This is a genomic window from Falsihalocynthiibacter sp. CO-5D18 (assembly GCF_041205445.1).
GTDB lineage: Bacteria > Pseudomonadota > Alphaproteobacteria > Rhodobacterales > Rhodobacteraceae > Falsihalocynthiibacter > Falsihalocynthiibacter arcticus.
The window spans coordinates 43168-67547 of record NZ_JBGFCF010000002.1; the positions used below are offsets into that span (position 1 = coordinate 43168).

Sequence of the window (24380 nt, forward strand, 5' to 3'; positions counted from 1 at the left end):
AAAGAAGGAGCTTTTATGCACTTACAGTATTTGCTCAAGTTTTTGATGTTTAGCCCTTGCAAACTTTAGCGGGCACAGCTAAATCACCCCTAATGCACCCGTAGCTCAGCTGGATAGAGTACCTGACTACGAATCAGGGGGTCAGAGGTTCGAATCCTCTCGGGTGCACCACTTAAACTCGCTATAGTTATTATTCAATTGCTTGGGCTAGCAGAAGCATTTCAGCCCCTGTTTAGCCCTACTAAACACTTTTGATAGGCGCACCTATCGGGGTCGCGGCCTTCGACGCCATTTTTGAACAAGTGTTTTGGGGAAACATCCTTCGTTTTGGCGCGAATTCTACGAACAAGATGTTTGAATACCTCTACTTTAGAGGATTCACGGCAGCACGGCGGAAATGGCGTCTGACTTTTTACCTTTCAACGGCCCGTGTGTAAATTTGGCTATCCCCGCTGGTCCCAAATGTTAGGCGAGAGAGATTAGTCCCCCCTCACATTTCTCAATTCCAAGGGGCGCTCGCGATGTTGGGCAATGTTAAGGTTACGGATGTAATGCCAGACTCCCTAGACGCTGTTGGCCAACTTTGCCGTTGCTTTGAATATTTGTACTAGGATAAATGGCTATCAACAGACCCACGCGGCTAAAGCCATTTCCAATTGACCTGAGCCCCTGAATTTCCTCCAAATTTGTGTAGAGTCCGCCCAACAAAAGGACGGAAAAATGAAGGCACGATTTACGGACGAACAGATCATTGCGACGAGAAAGGAACAGGAAGCTGGTGAGAAGACCATTGACGTATGTCGGCGGCACGGGATCCATTGGCTGGCAGGTTAATGCTTAACATTGACTGAGAAGCAGTTCGGTGACGTTCTATAAATACAAATCAAAGTATGGCGGTATGGAGCCTTCGGACGCGAAGCAACTGCGCGCGCTTGAATATGAGAACGGTAGGTTGAAGAAGCTACTTGCCGAGCCAATGCTGGATAACTCGATGCTCCGCGATATCAATTCAATAAAATGGTGAGACCCGCAGTAAGGCGGAAAGCCGTGGCTCAATTGATGGAGGTCCATCAGGTGAGCAAACGTCCATTGCCCGGCAGTCGCTGCTTGCAGCGATGAGAGGGGGCGTATCCACGTGATGGTCGCGCGGGAGGTTTTTGAGATAAACCACAAGTAGCTGAGGCGCCTTTATACTGAGGAGAATCTACTGGTGCGCCGCAGAGGCGGTAGAAAGCGCGCCTTAGGTACTCGATAGCCAATGGTGCAGCCGGATGGTCCGAACCAACGCTGGAGTTTAGATTTCGTATCGGATGGACTGACGGAGGGTCACAGGTTTCGCATCCTGACGCTTTTTGATGACTTCAGCCGAGAGAATTTGGTGCTTGTCGCCGACAGATCTTTGTCGAGCCAGCGAGTGACGCGAGAGTTGGATCGGGTAATTGCTGAACGCGGAATGCCGAAAACAATTGTTTCAGATAACAGAACCGAGTTTACCAGTATGGCGATCCTCAAATTGGTCCAGGATACTGGAATCGATCGGCACCACATCGCCCCTGGAAAGCCGCAACAGAATGGATTTACCGAAAGCTTCAACGGCAAGCTGAGGGACGAATGCCTCAATGAGACATTGTTTGGCACGGTAGCCGAAGCTCGTGAAACGTTGGAAAAGTGGCAGGAGGGTTGCAACTGGCACAGGCCACATTCAGCAATGAGAAACATGACACCAATGGAATTCTTGCAGCGAAAGGTGATGGATAAAATGGCCGTGTAAGGTCACAGATTTAACCCCAAGGATGCCGTGTCAACAGGAGAGAATTTGGGGCGCAGGTCACCAGCATAGTAAGGATCTTTATATATGGGGTGAATAGCCGTTCTTACCAAAATTACTCTACTGCAATCATCTTTGTCACGGACAGCAGAAATTCTTGGCGAGCCACACAAATGCCGCATTTAATGAATGCGACTTTCCGTGCTCTGTTGTTAAGAGTTTGAGAGTCTACTGCCAGACATGCGGTAAGTTCGTCCGGTGCTTCAATCCAATCGGGGCCATCCACATAAAGGGGGCAGATGGCGTCAATTTTTGATTTTTGGCCTGTCCACTGGCCATGTTGCAAGCGTCACCAAAGGCGGCGCATTTTCTGTACATAAATTCAAAGGCCATTCGCTGTTTAGTGCCAGTGGACGAGTATTCGCGAAACGCCGCGAAGTTGTCTCGGGTCCAAGGGGTGAAACCGTCTGATTGGTCTGCTTTTCTTTGGGAAACTTACCGTGCCACGCGAATTTCGATCATGCCCTTTTCATCACAAAAGGCACGAAGTGAATACCAAACTTTTAGACGGTTGTTTCGGGAGTGGCGCTCGAAAGCTGCCAAGTCTGTTTTGATAATACGTGCGTTCAGGCATTCGAGTGTCACAGCGCCATAAAGGCGCCGTCGGATTGGTCGGCCGCCTAATGGCTTTTGTCGGTTGTGTTCCTTGGACCGTTGCGCTTGATGGCGTCATCTTGGCCTTACTTGTGATCTCGTTCAGGCATTGTTCTGTTATTGATGGCAAACATTGCCCGAAAGAGACCGGAACTAAACTGCGACAAGACCAAGTTGCGCATTTGAGCCCTAGTTCCTACGCAATTTGACACAGAATCAACGCTACAGGACGAATTTTATTCGTCTAGGCGGCAGTCTTCCGAGCCAGTGCCTTTGATTGTGCTTCCCCTATAGTGTGGGAGATTGAGAACTTTGAGACCAAGTGATTAAGTTTTTCCGCTTCCGATGTCAGAGAGTGGCTCGCGGCTGTGGTTTCTTCGAACATAGCTGCGTTCATTTGGGTTACTTGGTCTAACTGGTTGATAGAATTGTTTATTTCGGCAAGCCCAGATGATTGCTCCGATGAAGAATTTGTAATTTCCACCATATGCGCGGAAATATCTTTAACAGACAAAACAATTTCACGAAGAGCCGATCCGGTTTCGCCAACGAGTTGTTCTCCAAGCTTTACATGGTTTGCGCTTTCCAGAATTATTTCGTTGATTTGTTTTGCAGCGTCTGATGAGCGCAGAGAAAGATCACGAACTTCCGATGCGACGACAGCAAAGCCCCGCCCCGCCTCGCCAGCCCTTGCGGCTTCAACACCAGCATTGAGTGCTAACAGATTTGTTTGAAAAGCAATTTCGTCAATTACACTGGATATTCTTGAAATTCTGTCTGACGATTCGGCAATTGCGCTCATGGCTGAGATCGTCTTTTCCACAACTAATCCGCTGTTTTCCGCCTTGCCTTTTGCAGCATCCACAACAATATTCGCTTGGAGCGCACCTTTGGCAGTGGACTGGACGCTCTGAGTCATGGCGTCCAGCGAGGAAGCCGTTTCCTCAAGGGTTGCGGCTTGCTGTTCGGTTCGTTTGGCCAAATCATCTGCTGCACAACTGATGTCATGGGCCTCGTGGCGGATCGAAGCAGTATTGCTCGCAACGGCGGTCATTGCCGCGCAAAGGTTTTCTACGGCAGCGTTGAAATTCTTGCGGAGTTTTTCGTGATCTTCCGAAAACGCATCACTAATTTTGGTGGTGAGGTCGCCCTCCGAAAGCCTATCTAGCGCCACGCTGAGCGCCAGAACAACAGCTTCCTGCTCCTTTTGAGTCCTTGCACGTTGCACCAGAGAATTCTGCAAGTTGGTGTGAGCAACGGAAACATCGCTGGCGATAAGGTTGATTTTAAAAGGTATTCCGTCGGAATTTAGAACCGGATTGAACGACCCCTCTAACCAAAGCGCTCTATCGATTGCAGTTCTTCCTTTAAACAATCCAATTACAGACTTACCTTCTGCCAGAGTTTTCCAGAAATCCTCGGTTTCAGCAGCGGTTTTAGCGTCGAATTCGATTATCGTTTTAAAGGATTGCCCGCGATAACTCGCTTCTCCAAACGCCGACATAAAGTTTTCGTTTGTTGAAATGATGGCTCCTTCGACACTAAACTCTGCTGTTATTTGATTGGAATCGATAGCGTTCAGCAGGCTCTCATTCCCACGAATTTCGGTGACATCCTGCCATTCAACTACGTTGCCATTGTAATGGTTATCCGTTCCAAAAACGCCACCCATTTTTATCCCAATTCGCCGATCCAACATGTCGAATTCAATGGCATATGGGAGGCTAGAAGGATCCTCCGTTTGAGTAAGGATGTCTATATCTTCGGGGTAAAACTGGCTCAGGCTTTTGCCAACAGTATTTTTCGAAACTTCGCGATCTTGAATATTGGCTAGGTGTGAAAAGTGAGTGTTGATCATGCCGTACATGGCGGGGTTCACGTGGGTGATGATGAGGTCGCGATCAACCATCATCATTGGTACGGATGACCCCGAGAACGCGGCTCCCTTGAATTCCGTATCCACTTGCATTTCCGCTGCCTCCGCGAGGTCTTCGCGCAAATTTTCAAGGCTCTGGGCAATTGTTCCGATCTCATCGCGCCTATTTGCGAAAGGAATCGCACTCAATAAGTCATGGTTTGCTACTTGTTTCATCGAGTGCCCAATTGCAATGATCGGCCTCGAAATACCTCGAGCAACTAAAATGGAAATCAAGACGATCCCAGTCATAATGAGTGAGATATCTCTTATCATCTTCTTGCGTAGACTTGCCGCGGGAGCAAAGAGTTCAGAGTCCGTCTGATCAGCAACAAGTGCCCATTGAATGTTTTTGTAAGTGAATCCCATGAATGCCGTGTGCACGGGTAAGCCGTTTGCACGAACACCGTTGATGCGCCCGGTCTCTCCCGCAAGAGCCATTGAAACCGCGTCTGTTTGGGGCGCTTCACTTAGAATGTCTGGGGTTTCGGAAAAACGGGTATTACTACGCAGCAAACCATCGCCACCAGCGATGAAAACTTCTCCGGTTTCGCCAAGACCTATGGGCTGCTTCATTAAAGTGTCGATGCTTTCGGTGGAGAGTTGAAAAGCGAGTACGCCAAGTTTTAACCCGTTTGGGTCAATAATCGGCGCGGCAACAAAGCTCGAAGCCAAGTTTTCGCGTGCGCCATATGGACCGATATCGCTAAAAGCTACATCGGCCATGTTCGTTAAGCCAAGAGCGGAAGTGTAAACTTCAGCGAGACCACTGTCGGCGAGAACGGGCCCTGATAATGTCTCAGCAAAATCGTTACCCTTGCGGACTGAATAAATCACATTTCCGTTGGTATCCAACAAATAGACGTCCTGATGCCCACCTAAGGTCATCAAGTCGCGAAAAAACTGATGATATTGCCCATGGGCAAAAGCATAGAACGAACCATCAAATGACTTGTCAAATAAATGTCGTTCATCCGCGGGCTTTGGATTGTTCGTCACATAAATTTTCTGAAGGAAAGATTGTGGGCTGCCTTCTATCTGTGAAAAGGCTAAAACAAGGTCCTTTGTTGCCGTTTGCGTCGTTGGCCCACTCGTTTGCGAGAGCAGTTCCTTTTCGACCCCTTCGTACCAGTCCAACAACCCGTTTCCACGTGTTTGCAGCGTGGCTGAAAGGCGGACTTGGGCCTGTTCACTCAAAATATCGCGCGCGCCTGAGTAGGCTGTAATGCCAGTGGTTGCGAGGCCGATCAGAGCCAAAGTCGAGAAAACTAGAGGGAGCTTAATTGAAAAAGGAATATTCCCAAAGAACTGCATTTTTTGCCTCGTAGTTTAAAGTTGCATGTGAATTTGGGTCACCTTGACGGCAAAATTTAAAAAAAAAGATAACGTTTCTGGTGTGGGACCGGTTCTTAGATACAATTTTATCAACCATCCATTCAGGCGATTGTTTTTGCGCTTTGACTTCATTGGCTGGTCTCCGCACACTGATACACATAAAAATTCACATAATTTGCGGCGATGAACATGATCGGAAATATTCTTAATCTCAAACAACTCGAAGCCTTGGTTTGGGTTGCCGATCTGGGTAGTTTTCGAAAGGCAGCACATCATTTGAATACCACGCAACCGAATATTTCTTCTCGTATTGCCGGTCTTGAGCAGTCTTTTGGAATCAGTTTGATGTTGCGGGATGCCGGCTCAGTTCGAATGACTGCAAAGGGGGCGGTTTTCCTAAAGCAGGCACGTGAAATTTTGCGTGAATCGGAAAAGTTAGTCGATATCGCATCGCGTCCCGATTTGGTTAACAACCGGTTGCGGCTTGGGGTGACGGAGCTTATCGCAGCGACGTGGTTGCGCCCCTATATGGTGCGTATGAAGGAAGCCTATCCCAATGTCTCGGTTGAGCTTACGGTCGATCTATCGTGGCAATTGGACAAGGAATTGTCCGCTGGATCGCTTGATCTTGCCATTCAGTCGGAACCCTTCGCGGCGCCGGTGAGTGGGACTATTGAATTGGGAAGTTATGAGTACGTCTGGGTTGCAAATGTCGATGTCGCGCGCCAAATCGGAGCGGGTGATATTTCTCGAAAAGCCTTAATGAAGCACCCGATTTTGACACATACACGCCAAACGCAAGCCTATCTTGAGTTGACGGAAAGATTCGGTAAATCCGCGGGCGATGCGATGCGGCTCGCGCCATCAAACAGTATGGCGGCGGCGGTGCACATGGCATTGGACGGTATGGGGATTGCAGTTTTGCCGAGGTCTGTGGTGGCAGCACAGTTAGCGGAGGAAACGCTGGTGGAAATCCACTATTCTTGGCGTCCTAGCCCGTTGAAGTTTGCAGCGCGATTCCATGCCGAGAAAGCCACGCGGTTTGTGCGGCATGCCGCCGAAATAGCGGCAGAATGTGCTGCGAAATTCCAGAGGGGATGACATGGTCGCCAAAAGGCGGCCTAGGATAAATAAAATCTATCACCTGTATAGAATTAAATAATTTGCAACTATCTATTGTTGGGTCATATCCTCCCATAAAATATATGGGGTCATAGTATGCTAAAATCATCAAACCGGATGGGCGTCGATATTGGCGGTACGTTCACGGATGTCGTTCTTGAGAAGGCTGGGCAACAGTTTTCGGCCAAGGTTTTGACAACCTATACTGCCCCCGAAAACGCGATTATCGACGGGTTGCATCAAGTGTGCAAAAAGGCGGGCATTGCCCCCGCTGATATTGGGCAAATCATTCACGGCACCACGCTGGCCACCAATGCGCTGATTGAACGACGGGGTGCCAAGACTGCGCTGATTACGACACAGGGCTTTCGCGACGTCATCGAAATGCGCACCGAGTCTCGGTTTGAACAATATGATCTGAATCTGTGCCTACCCGAGCCTCTCCTGCCGCGCCAAATGCGCTATACGGTTGAGGAGCGCGTGGACGCCCGTGGCGAGGTGTTGATCCCGCTTGATCGATCCGAAGTTGAAGCCCTTGTCGACCAGATTATTGAGGCAGGGTACGAAAGCGTTGCGGTTGGCTTGATGCATTCGTATTTAAATGACGCTCACGAGAAGATGGTGCGCGATGTGTTGGTTGAGAAGATGCCGCATGTCATGGTGTCGATCTCGTCCGAAGTGTCCCCGCAAATGCGTGAATATGAGCGGTTCAATACCGTTGTGGCGAACGCCTATATTAAGCCGCTCATGAAGTCCTATTTGGGGCGCCTCGAGGGGCGTTTGCGCAGCGAAGGGGTGGATTGCAACATCTTCCTGATGCACTCGGGCGGTGGGATTATTTCCATTGAAAATGCGGCTGACTTCCCTGTGCGATTGGTCGAATCTGGCCCTGCGGGTGGGGCCGTTTTTGCCGCGCATATTGCGGCGGGATACGGTCTGGATAAGGTGTTGTCGTTCGATATGGGCGGCACAACGGCCAAAATCTGTCTCATCAAAAATCAAACGCCCAAGACCTCGCGCGTTTTTGAAGTTGCGCGAACTTATCGGTTCAAAAAGGGATCGGGTATGCCGATTTCGATTCCAGTGATTGATATGGTCGAAATTGGCGCGGGGGGGGGGTCGCTCGCTCATGTGGACAGCATGCGCCAAATCCGCGTGGGGCCTGAAAGCGCTGGATCAGAACCCGGACCTGCTTGCTATGGTCGCGGGGGAGCCAAGCCTGCGGTAACGGATGCCGACCTTGTGTTGGGCAAGCTGGACCCAAACAACTTTGCCGGCGGATCGTTTAAGCTCGACGTCAATGGCTCCGAGGGCGCCTTGATGGAAGTATTGGGTTCTGTGCTCGATATGGATGCCGCCACCGCCGCTTTTGGCCTTGCCGAAGTTGTCGATGAAAACATGGCCAATGCCGCGCGGGTACATGCGGTTGAAAATGGCGAAGACCCGAGCGAATATACGATGATTGCTTTTGGCGGCGCCGCGCCACTTCACGCGGGGCGCCTGTGTGAAAAGCTGGGCGTTGAGCGCCTTTTGGTGCCACCTGGTGCGGGTGTTGGATCTGCCATTGGATTTCTGCGCGCACCCTTTAGTTTTGAAGCGAACCGCTCCGTCTATATGAAATTGTCGAATTTCGATGGAGGGCGGATCAAATCCCTGCTTGAGGAGTTGCAATCTGAAGCTACAGGTTTTGTGCGCAACTGCGATGCCGACGCGACGATCTTGCCCGAGTTCAAAGCCTATATGCGCTATACAGGGCAGGGCTGGGAAATCCCAATCATGTTGACGGCGGAACAAGCAGCCAATCCAGATATGGCCACGTTTGAACGTTTGTTTGAGGAAGATTATACTAAACTGTTTGGCCGCACAGTCGAAGGTTTGGATGTCGAAATCACGGTGTGGTCGGTCAACGCGACGACTCCCCCTGAACAGGTCGCGCGTGTGGCCACGGCCTCGCGTAAAGGGGACGCGCCCATCGCTGGCCGACGGCGCATATTTGATCCCGCACAAGCTGCATTTATCGACAGCGCCGTCGTTATGCGGAGTGATATGGGAGAGGGGCAGGAGGCCCAAGGCCCCGCAGCCATTACCGAGGATGAAACCACCATTATTGTTCCGGCGTCCCGCCGCGCAATTCGCCAGCCTGATGGCTGTATCGACGTTATCGTGAAAGGCTAAACCCATGGCAAAACAACACTCCAACGTCGCCTACCAAGTCATGTGGAACCGCATGATTTCCATCGTGGAAGAGCAGGCGCAAGCATTGGTTCGGACGGCGTTCTCAACTTCGGTGCGAGAAGCGGGCGACCTGTCAGCGGGCGTTTATGACACACATGGACAGATGCTTGCGCAGGCGGTTACCGGCACACCCGGTCACGTAAATGCAATGGCCGACGCCGTTGCACATTTCATCCGCAAAATCGGACGCCAGAACATTTTCGAAGGCGATATCTACCTTACCAACGACCCTTGGCAAGGCACGGGCCACCTGCATGACATCACGATGGTCACGCCCTCCTTTTGCAACGGGCTGTTGGTCGGTTTCTTTGCTTGTACAGCGCACGTCGTTGATATCGGCGGACGCGGGCTCGGCGCAGATGCTGCATCTGTCTATGAGGAAGGTCTCTATATTCCGATCATGAAATTCGCGGCTGCGGGTGAAGTGGACAAAACGCTTGTGTCGATTATTCGCGGCAATGTGCGCGAACCCGATCAGATTATTGGCGACGTCTATGCTTTGGCCGCTTGCAATGAAATTGGCCACCGCCGCCTGATCGACATGATGACGGAATTCGAACTGAGCGACCTTGACGGTATTGCAACCTTTATCCTTGAGAATTCACGTCGCGCAACGATTGAACGGATTTCAGCCCTGCCGCGACAGTCGGCTACGGGCGAAATGACCGTGGACGGGTTTAGCGATCCGATCACTCTCAAGGTCAAACTCACGATTGAAGCGGACCGCATTATTTCTGACTTTGAGGGCACCTCTGGGTTGGACCGCAAAGGCATCAACTGTCCGTTGGTCTATGCCAAGGCCTATGCGTGCTACGCGCTGAAATGTGCGATTGCACCAGAAATTCCGAACAACGCGGCTTCTCTTGCCCCGTTCGAAATCAAAGCGCCGGAGAACTGCATCGTCAACGCGCTACATCCTGCGCCAGTGGCCTTGCGGCATATCGTTGGGCATTTTGTACCAGATACGGTTTACAACGCGTTGGACAAAATTTTGCCCAACGTTGTCCCCGCGGAGGGGGCGGGCTGTTTGTGCAATTTCCAAGTTTCGCTGCGTCCACGCATGGACGCGCCTGCTCCGGCTGGCGCGGTCCGTTCCGAAGTGCTTACCTTCAACTCTGGTGGGTCTGGCGCGCGGCCCGGACATGATGGCCTCAATGCCACAGCTTTTCCGTCGGGCGTGATGACGATGCCTGTAGAGGCTACTGAACACGCGGGGCCGGTGATTATTTGGCGCAAAGAATTGCGTCCGGACTCCGGTGGCGCAGGGAAACAACGGGGCGGATTGGGGCAATACATGGTCGTGGGCGCGCAGGAAGGCTATGAGTTTGATTTCCAAGCCATGCTGGATCGGGTCGATCATCCGGCGCGCGGCCGCCGCGGTGGCGGCTCGGGGGCTGCGACAACCATTGGCCAAGATGATGGGAGCAAGATGAAAGGCAAAGGCAAGCAGTTTGTACCGCATGGGCGCAAAGTGATGATGGCCTTCCCCGGTGGCGCGGGGTACGGAAACCCCGACGAGCGGTCAAAAGCCCAAGTGATGCGCGACCTCGCCCTTGGGTACATCTCGAATGAAACCGCAACCAAAGATTATAACTTATGCGCTGAAGATATCGCATCTGTCGAAGCCGCAGTGCGTAAAGGCGAAGTCGTCTGAGGCGTAAAGGGGCATTGACCACATGGCAAATACCCAACTGCTTTTAATCGGCCACAGGCCTTTTTGATGTGCAAAGGGCGGTTTTAACGTGCTAGGCAGTAGCGGGAACAGGATTGCGACCCAGAGAATTACGCCATAATGTTTGGCTTCAATAATGTGGGACTACAATGGAACTTACGGGACAAATACTTTCGGGCACTGGGCTACTGAGCCTCTGTGCAATTCTACATGTTGTCCTTGTGTCAAAAAGTGTTGATGCAATCCCGCATTTTTCCAAACGCATTGAGAACTTGAGTTACTCTTGGCGGTTACCAATTTTTGTTGGCGTAACCTTTGTAATGGTGGTCTTTTCCCTCACGCTTCAGGTGTGGATTTGGGCGATCAGCTTTATCTATATCGGTGCCTTTTCCGACTGGCCAACCTCGGTCTATTTTTCCCTCGTGACTTTTACAACCCTTGGCTATGGGGATATCACCTTAGGGCCGGAGCATCGCGTTTTTGCAGCGTTTGCGGCAGTTACGGGCTTGCTCACGTTTGGGATTAGCACCGCTTTCCTTGTAGGTTTGGTTTCACACGTACTTTCGCTTTCACCCGTACTCGACGTTGCAATCCTTAGTAAAAAACAGCCTTGATCGCGTTGCCTGTTGGGTACCCATTGCCATTTCCAACTGGCTCTAGGTGGTGATGCCCACAGGGACGCGCGGCCAAACAAGTTACCTTTTGCCGTAATACAGTCCAACAACGTGCTCGGCTTCTGCGAAAAAGAGCCAGCGCGCCGCAAGCACTCCGGCAACGTGAAAAATCACTGCAAATAGCGCAGCAATGTGACTGTGAGAGAGTGTAAGCAAAACTGCAGGGATGACCGAAAACCCTAAAACTGCGATGACCCGTAATCGCTGTGCGTGCTTGCGCCCAACGACATATACCATCTCGTTGAGGACATAGTTCCCACCCGTATGAGGGGATTCAAAAAGACGAACTTTGCCGAGAAATCCAAGACCTGTGGCTGTTTCCAGCGTTGTACCGCGCTGCGCGAAGCGGGCATCTCCGAGAATCCAAGCGGTGATTTGTACACCTCCTGCGGCGAGAAGCAGGGGGATCGCGAGGCTAATTCTTCCAGCCAGCAAAGCCCCCCCCGACAGGGAAAGCGCCAAAAATAACAGCGTTGTAATTGGATGATTCCACCGGGGAACCGTCGCAAGCTGAGCGTAGATCATGGATGTTGAAAAGACTGTTGTGATCGACAAAAGGGCACCTATTACTCCCAAAGTTGACCAAAGTTGGCCGAGAAATATCGCGCCAATGGCATAAACCCCCATCGTCCCTAGGGCGCTCACCGCCAAGATGCCTTCGCGTGAAAGCCAACTAGTGCGCCATTGGGAAAAGGCTTTTAACGCGTTCTTTGGATTGCCGAGGTGAAATGTCGAGGCCACAAGCCCTCCCACCGCGAGCGCAAAGGCGATGAAGTAAAACACGAAGGCGATCCAGCCCGTAACTGCAGGCACGCCGAAGCCTAAAAATGTCAGAAGGCCAAAACCGAGACCCGAAAAAGCAGTGAAAAGGATCACTGAGGGGGCAGGATTCATCCGAGTTTCTCCAGTGTTTTATCAAGCCAGCCTAGAAAACCTTTTGGCTCAACGGCAATCGGCGTAAGGAACGGAGCTAGGATATCGATTTCCGTACCAGTGTCTTTTGGTCGAGGAGGAAGGTATTTGTTGACGGGTTTTGTGCCCATTTCGGGCATGAGGTCGAACCCACCCCGCTCAGCCACAAGCTGACTTACGGCGCTGGTTTCATCGGCGAAATCCCCGAAATGCCGTGCGCCTGCGGGGCAGGTGCGCACACAGGCGGGTTCGCGGTCTTCCTCGGGAAGGTTTTCATTGTAAATACGGTCTACACAGAGCGTGCATTTTTTCATTACACCCGCCGCTTTGTCGAGTTCGCGTGCGCCATATGGGCAGGCCCACGCGCAAAGGCCACATCCGATACAGGAGTCCTCATTGACTAAAACGATGCCATCCTCGACGCGTTTGTAGCTCGCACCTGTCGGACAAACCGTGACACAGGGTGCATCCTCGCAGTGCAGGCAGGACTTAGGGAAATGTACGGTTTTTGCGGTGCCAACTTCGGGCTGTACCTCGAAAGTGTGCACTCGATTGAGGAACGTTCCCTGGGGATCTGCGCCATAGGCGTCTTGGTCGGACAGAGACGCGCCGTAGTTTTCGGTGTTCCACCCTTTGCATGATATGACGCAAGCGTGGCACCCGACACAGGTATCAAGGTCTATTACGAGGCCAAGTTTGCGCTCGGTTTTCTGCGGTAATGCGGTCATTTCCCCACCTTCCACGTTAGGTTTTTCGGGCCTTGTCCAACAGGGGACTTTATCGGTGGAAAGGCGGGCTGCGCGTTTTGAGGTGGCGCGTTTTTTTTCAACCGAACTTTCAGGTCAAACCACGCGGCTTGGCCGGTGACGGGGTCAGAATTCGCCCAGCGAAGTCCGTCCCCTTTGGGAGGCAGTAGTTCGTGGATCAAATGGTTGAGCAAAAACCCATTGGTTGCCTCCGGCGCATTTTCATCCAATGCCCAAGTGCCCTTCCGCTTACCAATCGCATTCCATGTCCAAATCGTGTGCTCATTGAGGGCCGCATGGAGCGCCACGGGCACTATAATCTCGCCATGGGGGGAGGTGACACACGCCCAATCTCCCTCAGAAAATCCATGTTTCGCCCATATTTTTGTGGATAGATACAATGGGTTACGCCCATGAATCTGACGCAACCATGCGTTTTGCGACCCCCAGCTGTGGTACATAGCCATTGGGCGTTGCGTGAGGGCATGGATGGGATATTGATCGTCGTTTTTTGCGGATTCGGTCCACGTGGGAAGGGGTTGCATCGCATTGTGTACTTGTTGCCGCAGATGTTCGGGCGGTTGACGCTCGCCGTGCCCTTCGGCGGCCAATTGGAAGCGGCGCATGGGTTCGGAATAGAGCGAAAACAGATAGGGTTGCGGGCTGTCAAAGATGCCCATCCCAACCGCCCAGTCTTGGTATTCTGTGTTCCATGGTTTGTAGTAGGAGGCGGATTTGGGAATATGCGTGACCGAAAAACCGCCGTTTTCAATATAACGATCAAGTTGCGCTGGATTAACGGCACCACGACCCTGTTGCGTACCGTCGCCACGGAATCCCGACAGCGGGCCAATGCCCGGTTTGCGTTCGTGATTAACGATATAGTCGGCGTAATCGGCGAATTTCTGGCTCCCGTCCTCGTTGACGAAATTTGGCAATCCAAGGCGTGCGCCCAAATCACAGAGGACCGATTGAAATCCGCGCACATCGCGATCAGGTTCGATAACAGGCCACCGAATGGCATCTGCCGCCGCGTCCGCTTCGCTTATGGGACGGTCCAAAAGCGAGATGCAATCGTGGCGCTCAAGGTAGGTTGTATCGGGCAAAATGAGGTCGGCATAGGCGACCATTTCGCTCGAATAAGCATCGGAATAAATGATGTTGGGTATGACGTAATCGCCGTTCTCGTCCGTGTCCGTCAGCATCTTAATGACGCCACTTGTGTTCATCGACGAATTCCACGCCATATTAGCCATGTACAAGAAGAGCGTGTCAATTTTGTAGGGGTCGCCCGCGTGGGCGTTTGAAATGACCATATGCATAAGGCCATGAGAAGACATTGGATTTTCCCACGTGAAGGCTTTATCAATGCGGGCGGCACTCCCGTCGGGGCGCAGCGCGAGATCTTCTGGCCCATGGACAAAACCGAGGTGCGGGCCATCAAGGGGCGCATCTGGTTTCGCGTTGCAATGTGGCTTGGGATGCGCCTCGAAGGGCTTGGGGTAGGGGGGCTTGAAGCGAAAGCCTCCCGGTACTTCAACGCTTCCCAAGATGATTTGCAAGATGTGGAGGGCGCGACACGTCTGGAAGCCATTGGCATGGGCCGAAATACCCCGCATGGCATGAAACGAGACGGGGTGACCGATCATTTCGCTATGTTTTTCACCTCTAAAATCAGTCCATGCAATGGGGAGGGTGATTGCCTCCTCAAAGGCCACATGGGCCAATTCGGCGGCAATCCTGCGGATAGTTTCCGCAGGTATCCCGCAACGGTCCGTTACATTCTCAGGCGCATATTCGTCGACCATATAGGTTTCGGCCAATTGGTGGAATACGGGGTGATGGGTAATGCCAGACTTACGATAGGTGGCGGAAAGATCGGGTTGAACACCTTGCTTATCGAAGGCGGTCGGTTTTTTTGTGGCACGATCAATAACCAACATTTTTCCGTTTCCGTCGCGCATCAGCAAGCCAAACTCAGCGGATTTCGGATCACAATTCAACAACACCGGCGCGTTCGTATATTGCGCGAGATAGTGTAGGTCGATCTTTCCAGCCATCAGCAATTCGCGGATAAGGGACATGATGAACAGGCCATCTGTGCCCGGTGTGATGCCAATCCATTCGTCGGCAATCGCGTTGTATCCAGAACGGATGGGATTGACGCCAATGACCTTCGCACCTCGTTTCTTCAGCTTCCCAAGGCCCATTTTGAGCGGGTTGCTGTCATGATCCTCGGCCACACCAAAAAGCATGAACATTTTGGTGTGGTCCCAATCGGGTTGGCCAAATTCCCAAAAAGCACCCCCGATAGTATAGATGCCTGCAGTCGCCATATTAACGGAACAAAAACCACCGTGGGCCGCGTAATTTGGGGTGCCATAAGCCTGTGCCCAAAAGGAGGTAAAGCTCTGGGACTGATCGCGGCCTGTAAAAAACGCCAGTTTTTCCGGTGCGTCTTTGCGGATTTTCCCAAGGCGTTTGGTTGCGATTTCTAGGGCCTCGTCCCAGCTGATCTTTTCGAATTCGCCAGACCCGCGCGGCCCAACCCGTTTGAGAGGGGCGTGTAGGCGTGAAGGGGCATTAACTTGCATGATCCCCGCCGACCCTTTGGCGCAAAGGACCCCTTTGTTGACGGGGTGGTCGCGGTTGCCCTCGATATAGGCGACTTTTCCGCCTTTCATGTGGACATTAATCCCGCAGCGGCAAGCGCACATGTAGCAGGTTGTTTTGCGGACTTCGTCTGAGACTTTTGGAGATGTGTCAATTTGGGGTTGATGGGTCATCGAGAATACCTCCATAGCTGAAAATCAATAGAATTGAATTTCAGCAAGAAGGGAAGATTATTTCCCAATTGTTCGAGTTAAACGGGAAAATAGTTCCGAATTGGCAGATGCAAATAGAATAGATGTGCCGCCAGATCTGGTTAAATTTTTAGTTTTGCCTTCGCCGCCTTCAACGCTTGGCGAAATTTTGGCCCTCGATTTTGTGCGAGAACATATTCACACAGGCGCACAACCAGATCGTGCCGCCCACGAGACTGCACACGGCCCAGCAATTCACGTTTGTACCGCATGCTCTCTCGGCGCGCGCGCATTCTCTCATAGAACGTCGGTTCCGTTAGGGTGCCATCGACACAATCCTGAATGATAGGTTTCAACAAGCCGAGAGAAATCCAAAAGCTTGCGATCCGATGCCCCAAGTATCGGCATTTAAATTTCTGCACATTCGGGCCTTGGAAAAGGCTCGCATGCATCGCGTCTAAGGCTTCAGTGGGATCGTAGAATAAATAGACATTTTCGGCGGCTGAAGTCATTTCCGGCGCATAGCCATAGCGTGTGGTGTAATCGCGCCGCCATGCCTTTTTGTAGCGCGTTTCCCAGCTTGCGATTTGGCGGTCGAGTGTGGCCTGCGGGCTTATGGCGATGACCGTGGATTTTGGCGCGGCTGCACTGAAGGCACAGGCGGCATAGGCCCCCATCGAAGCGCCATAAAACACAACCTTATCAAAACCTTCAAAGAAACTTTCGTCGCGCAAACGGTCAAAAAAATCATATACGGATTCGTCGCGATACCACGACCATGTGTGCGCCATCATCCCAAGGAATGACCAGCCACGGTCTTCGACAAAATTGAAACCCCAAGGCATGCGTGACTCGGAGTTTTCATAGACGTGATCTAGGTTTTCGAAGGTTACAATTAGGGTCGCGCCACGTCGTACAAAAAGCGCGGTATGCTCGTCTCCGATGTCTTCGTAAAATCCCTCGGCATCCCCCATGGCTTTCATATGTGCGCGCCAATCCTTGCGACTCATGTCGGATTTGTCCACCTGTGCCAGGGCTACCGTGTCTGCTTCCTCGGGCATTGTTTTCGCTTTGGGGGCCATTTTTAAACTTTCTGACAGGCGCTAGTGCACTGTTTCGCCTTTTTCGACGGTAAAAAAGAAGTCTTCGGGGTGATCTTGCATGACGATGTTATCCGGCACAACTTCTGGCCCCGAAAGGAAGACATTGGCCCCGAAGTACGCATGCATTTTTGACATTCTCTGCATGCGCTCCCCAGTCAACTCTTGGTAAAATTTTGCATAGTTGTCGGTCGCGCGCAAAGCATCGATTTTCTCGCGATGCCTTTGCACGGAGAATTCATGCGCGGCGCGGATATTTGGGTCGGCCATAAGCCGATCAAACTCGGCCTTGGCGGCGGGTAAATTTCGATGGATTTGGGTGTTGTGTTCAGCGTTGTTGTTCATACGAAACCAATAGGCAAGCCCTTGGTCGCGGTCCACGTGATTGACCCGCCCGCGATCCCGTTTCACAAGGAAACTCTCGGCGGACCTCACCGCATAATGGTTGAGCGTCACAAGATCATAGCCATAGGTGTCAGGTGTGCTGCGCCACCCGTTGCGGAACATTTTACTGGGGAGGGGCGCGCCTGAGCCATTGACCCACTTGATCTGTTCCCAAAGCTGTGGCCGCAACCCCTTGGGGCGATGTACGCCAAGTTTTTTGAAAATCCCAATGGTGCGGAACAACGTCTTGAAGCCCCATGCTTGATGCGGTTTTCGAATATATTCTGGCGCACAGGAATTGAACTGTTCTGTGATGAAACCGTCCTTGAATTCATGCACGTTGTCGTTGCCAAAAAGCCGCCAAGTCATTGAAATCATGTTCGCATCTTTGACGGCATGAAAAAGATCCGCGAGCTTGCCTTTCCCAGCATGGATTGTAATAAATTCATCGACGTCGATACAGGTCACCCAATCGGCGTTTTTGATTTGCGGCTCGGATTCTGCGGCCTGAAGGGCTGCATGTTGAGGCTTTAGGCCGCTTTCCTTAAAAGGATTATTGCGGTGCTGAAGCTCGCCTTTTTCCTGTAGAACGTCGAGCAAAGTATCGGTGCCATCGTCGCAATCATTGGTGTAAACGAGCAGTTCATCGACGCCAATGGATTTGTGATATGCAACCCATTCCAAAATAAACGGGCCTTCGTTTTTCATCGTGGTGACAATCGCCGAAGAGTTGGTGTGAACTGTTTTCGGGGCTTTTTGTTCGGGGACACGAACTGGCTTGTAGTTGAAATGCACCTCGGCAATTTTCAACAAGGCGTCATCTTCAACCAAGCTGGTTTTGGGGACAATTTCACTGACAGTTTTACAATGATGCCGCAGGGCCATACAGCGGTAAAACTGTGCAGTATCCTGTGGTGCGGCCTCCGCGCCGACAACCCGCGCGAGGCGCCAAATTCGATCAATCCCAATGCGCGACAAGTCAATCGCCCAGCGGCGATTGGCCTTTTGTGCATCAAATTGCCGACAGATATGGTCGCCAAAACTTGGTTTCGTCCCTTTGCGCAATCGCCAAGGATAACAGCGTTGTCCAAGCAACAGGAGCGCCCCTGTTTCACTCTTTTGAACCGCATCAAAAATGGTTCTGTCAGGGATCGGCGCGAGCATGTCATAGCATTCAAGGCTTACCACCGCGTGGGCCTGTGACAGGAAGCGAGTTTTCAAAAGCTCATAAATCAGCATATCCCCAAGAGGCGCACGCCATGGATCGGCCGGTGGGATTTCCATTCGGTCCTTACCGGGAGCGTCGGGGGCATTAAAAGCATGGCCCTCATCAGGCAGGTTTTTCGCGCCAAGGGGCACGGGGCTGTTTACCAAAACAAGGGATTTTAAACCTGCAACAGGATTGTTTTCAAGCTTATTGGCAAAGCTATCATCCGTCTCTGGTTCCGCGCGATCTAGTATAATCACACCTTCTGCGCCATGGACTGTGACGTGATACTCGAGCCAGGCCAAAACCGTGTCGGCGCTCTCCCCATTGCGCTGTGCCATGATGGTATTGAGGCCTGCGAAAAGCTCTGGTTCGGGTCTGTTGGGGGTCACAGGCAAGCGCTGGCCGATAAGGGGAAGCGGCGGGTTCGTGAGGCTTTTGGGGGCCTGGGCAATCGACAATAGGCCGCCACCGATGCTGCGGTTGGATTTAAAGCGATAGTCCTTGAGGGGCGCGATCATTTCAACGGGCGTGCCGGATTGAAAATAGAAACGCAGTTCCTGTCCGTCGACCATGTCAATTGAGACGGCATCCAGCAGTGTGACACTGCCAGCTTGGCAGCCCAAAAGACTGCGTTGATGAAAAACACTCATGTTTTGCCCGTCTTCGATTGCGCTTGGGGCTTTGGCCCAGCTTGCTAGATAACCTGCGGTTTGATGCAGGCAAACTCTATATGCAACAAGTCTAACAAATCGGTAACAGCTTGGTCCACCGCCCATATTCTTCGGGCGGTGGGTGAAGGTTTTCGCGCAACAGGCGGGTGGTTTAGAAGCAAGCCTCAAACAAGGCGCGCGTGTTTTTCGGCGTCATTTCCACGGGATTTCCCCCTGTCGATGGGTCGATCAGCGCTCCCTGAACAAGCTTGTCCATATCTGGATTTGTGATGCCCATTGCGGTCAGGTTCGCAGGGATTTTCAAGCCAGCATTAAGCGTTCCGACATAGTCGTAAAAGCCGTCAAAGCCACCCTCGATGCCAAGATAGCGTGCCGCCGCGTTGATGCGATCTTCAATCTCCACACGGTTCATGCGCAATACAGGTTGCATCACGACGGCGTTGGTTGTGCCGTGGTGCGTGTTGTACATCGCGCCGATTGGGTGGCTCAACGCGTGAATGGCGCCAAGTCCCTTTTGGAAAGCAGTTGCCCCCATCATCGCCGCCGACATCATATGCGCACGTGCCTCAAGGTCGTTTGGCTTGGTGAAAGCCGTCATGAGGTTTTCTTTCACCAAACGCATACCTTCGAGCGCAATGCCTTGGCTCATCGGGTGGTAGTGTGGTGACGAGAAAGCTTCGAGACAGTGCGCGAAAGCATCCATCCCTGTGCCTGCCGTGATGAACGCGGGCATGCCCGTTGTCAGCTCTGGATCGCAAATAACGATGGCGGGCAAGATTTTAGGGTGAAAAATGATCTTCTTTTCATGCGTCACGGAATTGGTGATCACCGACGCGCGGCCGACTTCGGAGCCTGTGCCAGCAGTTGTGGGAACCGCGATGATCGGTGCGATTCCAGCGGGGTCGGCGCGGGTCCACCAATCGCCGATGTCTTCAAAATCCCAAAGGGGGCGGGTTTGGCCAGACATGAAGGCAATCACTTTGCCAAGGTCGAGGCCAGAGCCGCCGCCAAAGGCAATCACACCGTCGTGGCCACCGGCGCGATACACAGCGAGGCCCGCTTCCGCGTTTATTTCATTTGGGTTGGGATCAACATCGGAGAAAAGCCCGCGCCCAAGGCCAGCGGCCTCAAGTTGATCGAGGGCTGCCGTGGTGATCGGTAGGTTCGCGAGGCCCTTATCCGTAACGAGCAGGGGTTTTTTCATACCCGTCGCTTTGCAGGCATCCGCGAGTTCACTGATGCGGCCAGCGCCGAATTTGATTGTGGTTGGGTAGGACCAATTGCCAGTTAAGTTCATGACATTTATGCCTTTTTAAAGTGGTAAGATTTTGGGCGTGTGAGGTTGTGATACCCAATGACCGAGAGGCCGCCGCCGCGACCAGTGTCTTTGCAACCTGTCCAGCAAAGTCCGGGATCAAGGTAATCCGCACGGTTCATAAACACAGTTCCGGTTTCGATTTGGTCGCCGATACGGGCCGCGCGATCAATGTCTTTAGTCCAAAGGCTTGCAGTTAGGCCAAAGTTGCTGTCGTTCATAAGGGCAATCGCCTCGGCATCGTCTTTGACCGACATAATGCCAACAACAGGGCCGAAGCTTTCGTCACGCATGACGCGCATATCGTGAGTCACATTGGTGAGGATTTGCGGCATGAGATAGGCGCCACCGTCGTCCTGTGGGAAAAGCGCGGGGTCGATCAATGCTGTTGCACCTGCGGCGATGGCTTCTTCAGTTTGCGCGCGGACTTCGGCGGCAAAACGGGTGTGGGCCATGGGGCCGAGGGTTGTGGTTTCTTCGAGTGGGTTGCCAAGTTTGTAAGCCGAAACAATCGCCACAGCTTTTTCGACAAAGGCGTCGTACAGGCTCTCGTGGACGTAAATCCGTTCGATCCCACAGCAGCACTGACCAGAGTTGAACATCGCCCCATCAATAAGCGTATCAACAGCCGCATCGAGGTCTGCGTCTTCCATAACATAGCCGGGGTCTTTGCCGCCAAGTTCAAGGCCGACACCGGTAAATGTCCCAGCCGCTGCACGTTCCATGGCTTGGCCACCGCCAACTGATCCCGTGAAATTCACAAAACCAAAACTCTTGGCTGCGATCAGGGCGCTGGTGGTTGCGTGGTCAAGGAATACGTTTTGGAACACGTCCGCAGGGATGCCCACGCTGTGGAAAGCGGCGGCCATACGTTCGCCCACAAGCAGGGTTTGGCTCGCGTGTTTGAGCAAGACGGCGTTGCCCGCGATGAGGGCGGGCGCGACCGTATTGATCGCGGTCAAATAGGGGTAGTTCCATGGGGCCACGACCAAAACCACGCCATGTGGTACGCGTTTGATATAGCGTTTGAACTGGGCATCTTCGCCAACTGCGATGTCCGCGAGGGCGTCTTCGGCAATCGTGGCCATGTAGCTTGCGCGTTCGTTGAAGCCGCCGAATTCACCACCATAGCGCACGGGGCGACCCATTTGGTGGGCGATTTCAAGAACGATTTCGTCGTTCATTGCACCAACGGCAGTAACGCCAGCCATGACCAAGGCACTGCGCTCACTCAAAGGGCGTGCGGCCCACTCGATTTGCGCAGCGCGGGCGCGCGCAACGGCGGCCTCTGCTTGAGATTGGGTCAGGACTGGGCGTTCGGCATAAAGCGACCCGTCGATGGGCGAGATACATTTCACTGTGTTTGTCATGTTTAGGCTCTTTCAAATCCGCGAGCGATTTCGTAATCGGTCACGATGCGGTCAAATTCTTCAATTTCCCACGTAGCACAGCGGGTGTAGTGATCTACAACGTCGTCGCCAAAGGCTTCACGCAGCATCACAGAGTTCGTGAGTGTTTTGGCGGCGTCGCGCAGAGTTTGCGGGATCTCGGGGCCGTCGCTGTCTCCATATGTGTCGCCTTTGGCGGGGGCTGCAAGGGGAAGATTTTCCTCCATGCCCTTGATCCCCGCAGCAAGTTGACAGGCGAGCGCAAGGTAGGGATTTAGGTCGCTCCCACCGATGCGGCATTCCACGCGCACAGACTTGGAGCCTGCGCCACAAAGGCGGAAACCAGCGGTGCGATTGTCCACGGACCAGACGGATTTGGTGGGGGCGAACATACCCTTTTGGAAGCGTTTGTAGCTGTTGATATAGGGAGCGAGGAAGTAGGTTACGTCGGGCGCATATTTCAACAGGCCGCCCATATAGGCACGCATCATATCAGACATGCCAAGTTCGGCATCGGGATCAAAAAACGCGTTCTTGCCATCTTTCCAAAGCGACTGATGCACATGCGAGGAGGAGCCAACGAGGTCGCGCGAAACCTTGGAAAGGAAGCTGACGGCGTGGCCCTTTTGCCAAGCGATTTCTTTGACCGCATGTTTGGCAATGGTGTGAAATTCGGCGCAATTCATAGCTTCGGAATACTTGATGTTGAGCTCTTCTTGGCCCGCCTCGGCCTCGCCTTTGGTGCTCTCAATCGGAATGCCCGCAGCATAGAGATGGTTGCGAATGGGGCGCATCACATGCTCTTCTTTGGTGGTTTGCAGGATGTGGTAATCTTCGTTGTAGGCCGAGATCGGCGTCAAATCGCGGAAGCCGGATTTTGAAATTTCTTCAAAGCTTTTCTCAAACAAGAAGAACTCAAGCTCAGTGGCCATGATTGCCGTAAAGCCCATGTCTTGAAGGCGCGCGACCTGCTTTTTCAAAATGGCACGCGGGGAATGGGGAATGGGATTGTTATGGTGATCGAGCACGTCACAAAGTACCATGACGGTGCTGTCGAGCCACGGCATAGGGCGGATGGAGCTCAGATCGGGCTTCATCACATAGTCGCCATAGCCAGATTCCCAGCTGGTTGAGGCAAACCCATCGGGTGTGGCCATTTCGAGGTCAGTGGCGAGCAGGTAATTACAACAATGGGTCTCGCTATAGGCGGAGTCCACAAAGTGTTGTGCGAGAAAACGCTTGCCCATGAGACGGCCCTGCATGTCCACAAGACAAACCAGAACTGTATCAACTGTGCCAGCGGCGACAGCGGTTTTAAGAGCTTCAAAACTTAGCATTTTCGTATCCTTTGGGTGAGCAAGTGCGCCCCAGAACGGGGCGCACCGTATTTATTGACCTAACGGTATGGACGGCCAGCTTTGATCATATCTGCGTTGTATTGCTTGATGATATTGACAACCTTGGCTTTGGTCTCGCTTTCGGCAGCAATCTCATCCCAGAATTTAACGGCGGCATCTTCAACAACAGCCCATTCTTCGTCAGGGATTGTTGTCAGTTCCATTTTCGGACCGTTGACACGGAGCGCAGCTTCGCCACCCCAATACCACCACTGACGGTAATAGTGCGATTGGTCGGTACAAACTTTGAGCAGTTCTTGCAAGTGCTCAGGGAGCTCATTGTAGCGATCCATATTGGCAAAGAACGAACCCGCCCAAGCGCCGGAAATGTTGTTGGTGAGGAAATAGTTGGTCACGTCGGCCCAACCCACAGTGTAATCCTCGGTGATGCCGGACCATGCGATGCCGTCAAGCTCGCCCGTTTGCATCGCAACTTCGATGTCCTCCCAAGGAAGCGTTACGGGAATGACGCCGAATTGTGTGAGGAAACGACCCGCAGTTGGGAAGGTAAAGATGCGTTTGCCTTCGAGGTCTTTGAGCGAAGTGATAGGCTCTTTTGTTGCGAAGTGGCAGGGGTCCCATGCGCCAGCAGAGATGTGTTTTACGCCAACTTTGGAGTATTCTTCGTCCCAGATTTCGTTCAGGCCGTATTGGTTGAACAGAACTGGCACGTCGAGCGAGTAGCGACTTGCCATGGGGAAGTAGCCGCCGAATACAGTGACTTCGGTTGGGGACGCCATGGAGTCGTCGTCGGATTGAACCGCGTCAATTGTGCCTTTTTGCATCGCACGGAAAAGTTCGCCCGTTGGGACAAGTTGGTCCGCGTAGAACAGTTCGATTTCCATCTCGTCGCCAGCAATTTTATTGAAGCTGTTGATGGCCGGGGTGATCACATGCTCGGCCAATGCAGGGCCAGCATAAGTTTGCATCCGCCATTTGATTTTGCTTTGGGCGATAGCTGGGGCCGCGAGGGTTGCGCCAACTGCGCCAACCCCTGCGGTGGTGAGAAACTTGCGTCTTGTTGTCATGGTCGTCTCCTTGTTGAGGTTTTATAGGGTTTGCCCCATTCGGGGTCGTT

14 protein-coding genes, 1 tRNA gene and 1 pseudogene are annotated in these 24380 nt (G+C 52.5%); 6 read left to right on the top strand and 10 right to left on the bottom strand.

Translation table 11 applies throughout. The features are described 5' to 3' along the window. The first annotated feature begins 94 nt into the window (after positions 1-94). A tRNA-Arg gene (locus tag AB9F27_RS02755) sits at positions 95-171 on the top strand. Positions 172-720: 549 nt separating this feature from the next. Beyond that, positions 721-1771, top strand: a pseudogene (locus AB9F27_RS02760) (IS3 family transposase). Positions 1772-2666: 895 nt separating this feature from the next. Here the strand turns inward: AB9F27_RS02760 and AB9F27_RS02765 are convergent. After that, a complete protein-coding gene (locus AB9F27_RS02765) occupies positions 2667-5534 on the bottom strand; it encodes a methyl-accepting chemotaxis protein (protein WP_369757511.1) in 2868 nt (955 codons plus the stop codon). 327 nt (positions 5535-5861) lie between these two features. On the opposite strand from AB9F27_RS02765, the gene AB9F27_RS02770 reads away from it, so the two are divergent. From AB9F27_RS02770 to AB9F27_RS02785, 4 genes are all read left to right on the top strand, one after another. Further along, positions 5862-6773, top strand: coding sequence for a LysR family transcriptional regulator (locus AB9F27_RS02770; protein WP_335586012.1), 912 nt, complete (start codon positions 5862-5864; stop codon positions 6771-6773). Positions 6774-6890: 117 nt separating this feature from the next. Continuing rightward, entirely contained in the window at positions 6891-8969 is a 2079-nt protein-coding gene (locus tag AB9F27_RS02775; RefSeq protein ID WP_369757512.1) for a hydantoinase/oxoprolinase family protein, read from the top strand. Between the two features lie 4 nt (positions 8970-8973). Further along, complete coding sequence (locus AB9F27_RS02780; RefSeq protein ID WP_335586014.1) at positions 8974-10683, top strand: hydantoinase B/oxoprolinase family protein; 1710 nt, start codon at positions 8974-8976, stop codon at positions 10681-10683. A 167-nt stretch (positions 10684-10850) separates the two neighbouring features. Further along, positions 10851-11315 (top strand): potassium channel family protein, encoded by a 465-nt coding sequence (locus AB9F27_RS02785; protein WP_335586015.1) that lies wholly within the window; start codon positions 10851-10853, stop codon positions 11313-11315. Between the two features lie 81 nt (positions 11316-11396). On the opposite strand, the gene AB9F27_RS02790 is transcribed toward AB9F27_RS02785, so the two are convergent. From AB9F27_RS02790 to AB9F27_RS02830, 9 genes are all read right to left on the bottom strand, one after another. Then, positions 11397-12269, bottom strand: a complete 873-nt coding sequence (locus AB9F27_RS02790; RefSeq protein ID WP_335586016.1) for a DmsC/YnfH family molybdoenzyme membrane anchor subunit — start codon at positions 12267-12269, stop codon at positions 11397-11399. Next, on the bottom strand, positions 12266-13015 hold the full coding sequence (locus tag AB9F27_RS02795) for a 4Fe-4S dicluster domain-containing protein (RefSeq protein ID WP_335586017.1): 750 nt from the start codon (positions 13013-13015) through the stop codon (positions 12266-12268). Before AB9F27_RS02795 ends, AB9F27_RS02790 begins: the two co-directional genes overlap by 4 nt. Then, complete coding sequence (locus AB9F27_RS02800) at positions 13012-15819, bottom strand: molybdopterin oxidoreductase family protein (protein ID WP_335586018.1); 2808 nt, start codon at positions 15817-15819, stop codon at positions 13012-13014. Before AB9F27_RS02800 ends, AB9F27_RS02795 begins: the two co-directional genes overlap by 4 nt. A 140-nt stretch (positions 15820-15959) precedes the next feature. Then, positions 15960-16898, bottom strand: a complete 939-nt coding sequence (locus AB9F27_RS02805) for a phosphoadenosine phosphosulfate reductase (protein WP_369757513.1) — start codon at positions 16896-16898, stop codon at positions 15960-15962. Positions 16899-16940: 42 nt separating this feature from the next. Continuing rightward, the gene (locus AB9F27_RS02810) at positions 16941-19181 is read right to left on the bottom strand and encodes a glycosyltransferase family 2 protein (protein ID WP_335586020.1); all 2241 of its coding nucleotides are present in this window, start codon (positions 19179-19181) and stop codon (positions 16941-16943) included. A gap of 172 nt (positions 19182-19353) precedes the next feature. Beyond that, the gene (locus tag AB9F27_RS02815; RefSeq protein WP_335586021.1) at positions 19354-20499 is read right to left on the bottom strand and encodes an iron-containing alcohol dehydrogenase; all 1146 of its coding nucleotides are present in this window, start codon (positions 20497-20499) and stop codon (positions 19354-19356) included. A gap of 5 nt (positions 20500-20504) precedes the next feature. Further along, positions 20505-21887 (bottom strand): aldehyde dehydrogenase family protein, encoded by a 1383-nt coding sequence (locus AB9F27_RS02820; RefSeq protein WP_369757514.1) that lies wholly within the window; start codon positions 21885-21887, stop codon positions 20505-20507. A 2-nt stretch (positions 21888-21889) separates the two neighbouring features. After that, on the bottom strand, positions 21890-23242 hold the full coding sequence (locus AB9F27_RS02825; RefSeq protein ID WP_335586023.1) for a glutamine synthetase family protein: 1353 nt from the start codon (positions 23240-23242) through the stop codon (positions 21890-21892). A 59-nt stretch (positions 23243-23301) separates the two neighbouring features. Then, entirely contained in the window at positions 23302-24330 is a 1029-nt protein-coding gene (locus AB9F27_RS02830; RefSeq protein ID WP_039001605.1) for a twin-arginine translocation signal domain-containing protein, read from the bottom strand. Between the last annotated feature and the right edge of the window lie 50 nt (positions 24331-24380).

What these genes read in the sequence shown, in the direction of transcription:
- AB9F27_RS02770 (WP_335586012.1), top strand. Translation starts at nt 5,862, where the DNA reads ATGATCGGAAATATTCTTAATCTCAAACAACTCGAAGCCTTGGTTTGG.
- AB9F27_RS02775 (WP_369757512.1), top strand. Translation starts at nt 6,891, where the DNA reads ATGCTAAAATCATCAAACCGGATGGGCGTCGATATTGGCGGTACGTTC.
- AB9F27_RS02780 (WP_335586014.1), top strand. Translation starts at nt 8,974, where the DNA reads ATGGCAAAACAACACTCCAACGTCGCCTACCAAGTCATGTGGAACCGC.
- AB9F27_RS02785 (WP_335586015.1), top strand. Translation starts at nt 10,851, where the DNA reads ATGGAACTTACGGGACAAATACTTTCGGGCACTGGGCTACTGAGCCTC.
- AB9F27_RS02790 (WP_335586016.1), bottom strand. Translation starts at nt 12,269, where the DNA reads ATGAATCCTGCCCCCTCAGTGATCCTTTTCACTGCTTTTTCGGGTCTC.
- AB9F27_RS02795 (WP_335586017.1), bottom strand. Translation starts at nt 13,015, where the DNA reads ATGACCGCATTACCGCAGAAAACCGAGCGCAAACTTGGCCTCGTAATA.
- AB9F27_RS02800 (WP_335586018.1), bottom strand. Translation starts at nt 15,819, where the DNA reads ATGACCCATCAACCCCAAATTGACACATCTCCAAAAGTCTCAGACGAA.
- AB9F27_RS02805 (WP_369757513.1), bottom strand. Translation starts at nt 16,898, where the DNA reads ATGCCCGAGGAAGCAGACACGGTAGCCCTGGCACAGGTGGACAAATCC.
- AB9F27_RS02810 (WP_335586020.1), bottom strand. Translation starts at nt 19,181, where the DNA reads ATGAGTGTTTTTCATCAACGCAGTCTTTTGGGCTGCCAAGCTGGCAGT.
- AB9F27_RS02815 (WP_335586021.1), bottom strand. Translation starts at nt 20,499, where the DNA reads ATGAACTTAACTGGCAATTGGTCCTACCCAACCACAATCAAATTCGGC.
- AB9F27_RS02820 (WP_369757514.1), bottom strand. Translation starts at nt 21,887, where the DNA reads ATGACAAACACAGTGAAATGTATCTCGCCCATCGACGGGTCGCTTTAT.
- AB9F27_RS02825 (WP_335586023.1), bottom strand. Translation starts at nt 23,242, where the DNA reads ATGCTAAGTTTTGAAGCTCTTAAAACCGCTGTCGCCGCTGGCACAGTT.
- AB9F27_RS02830 (WP_039001605.1), bottom strand. Translation starts at nt 24,330, where the DNA reads ATGACAACAAGACGCAAGTTTCTCACCACCGCAGGGGTTGGCGCAGTT.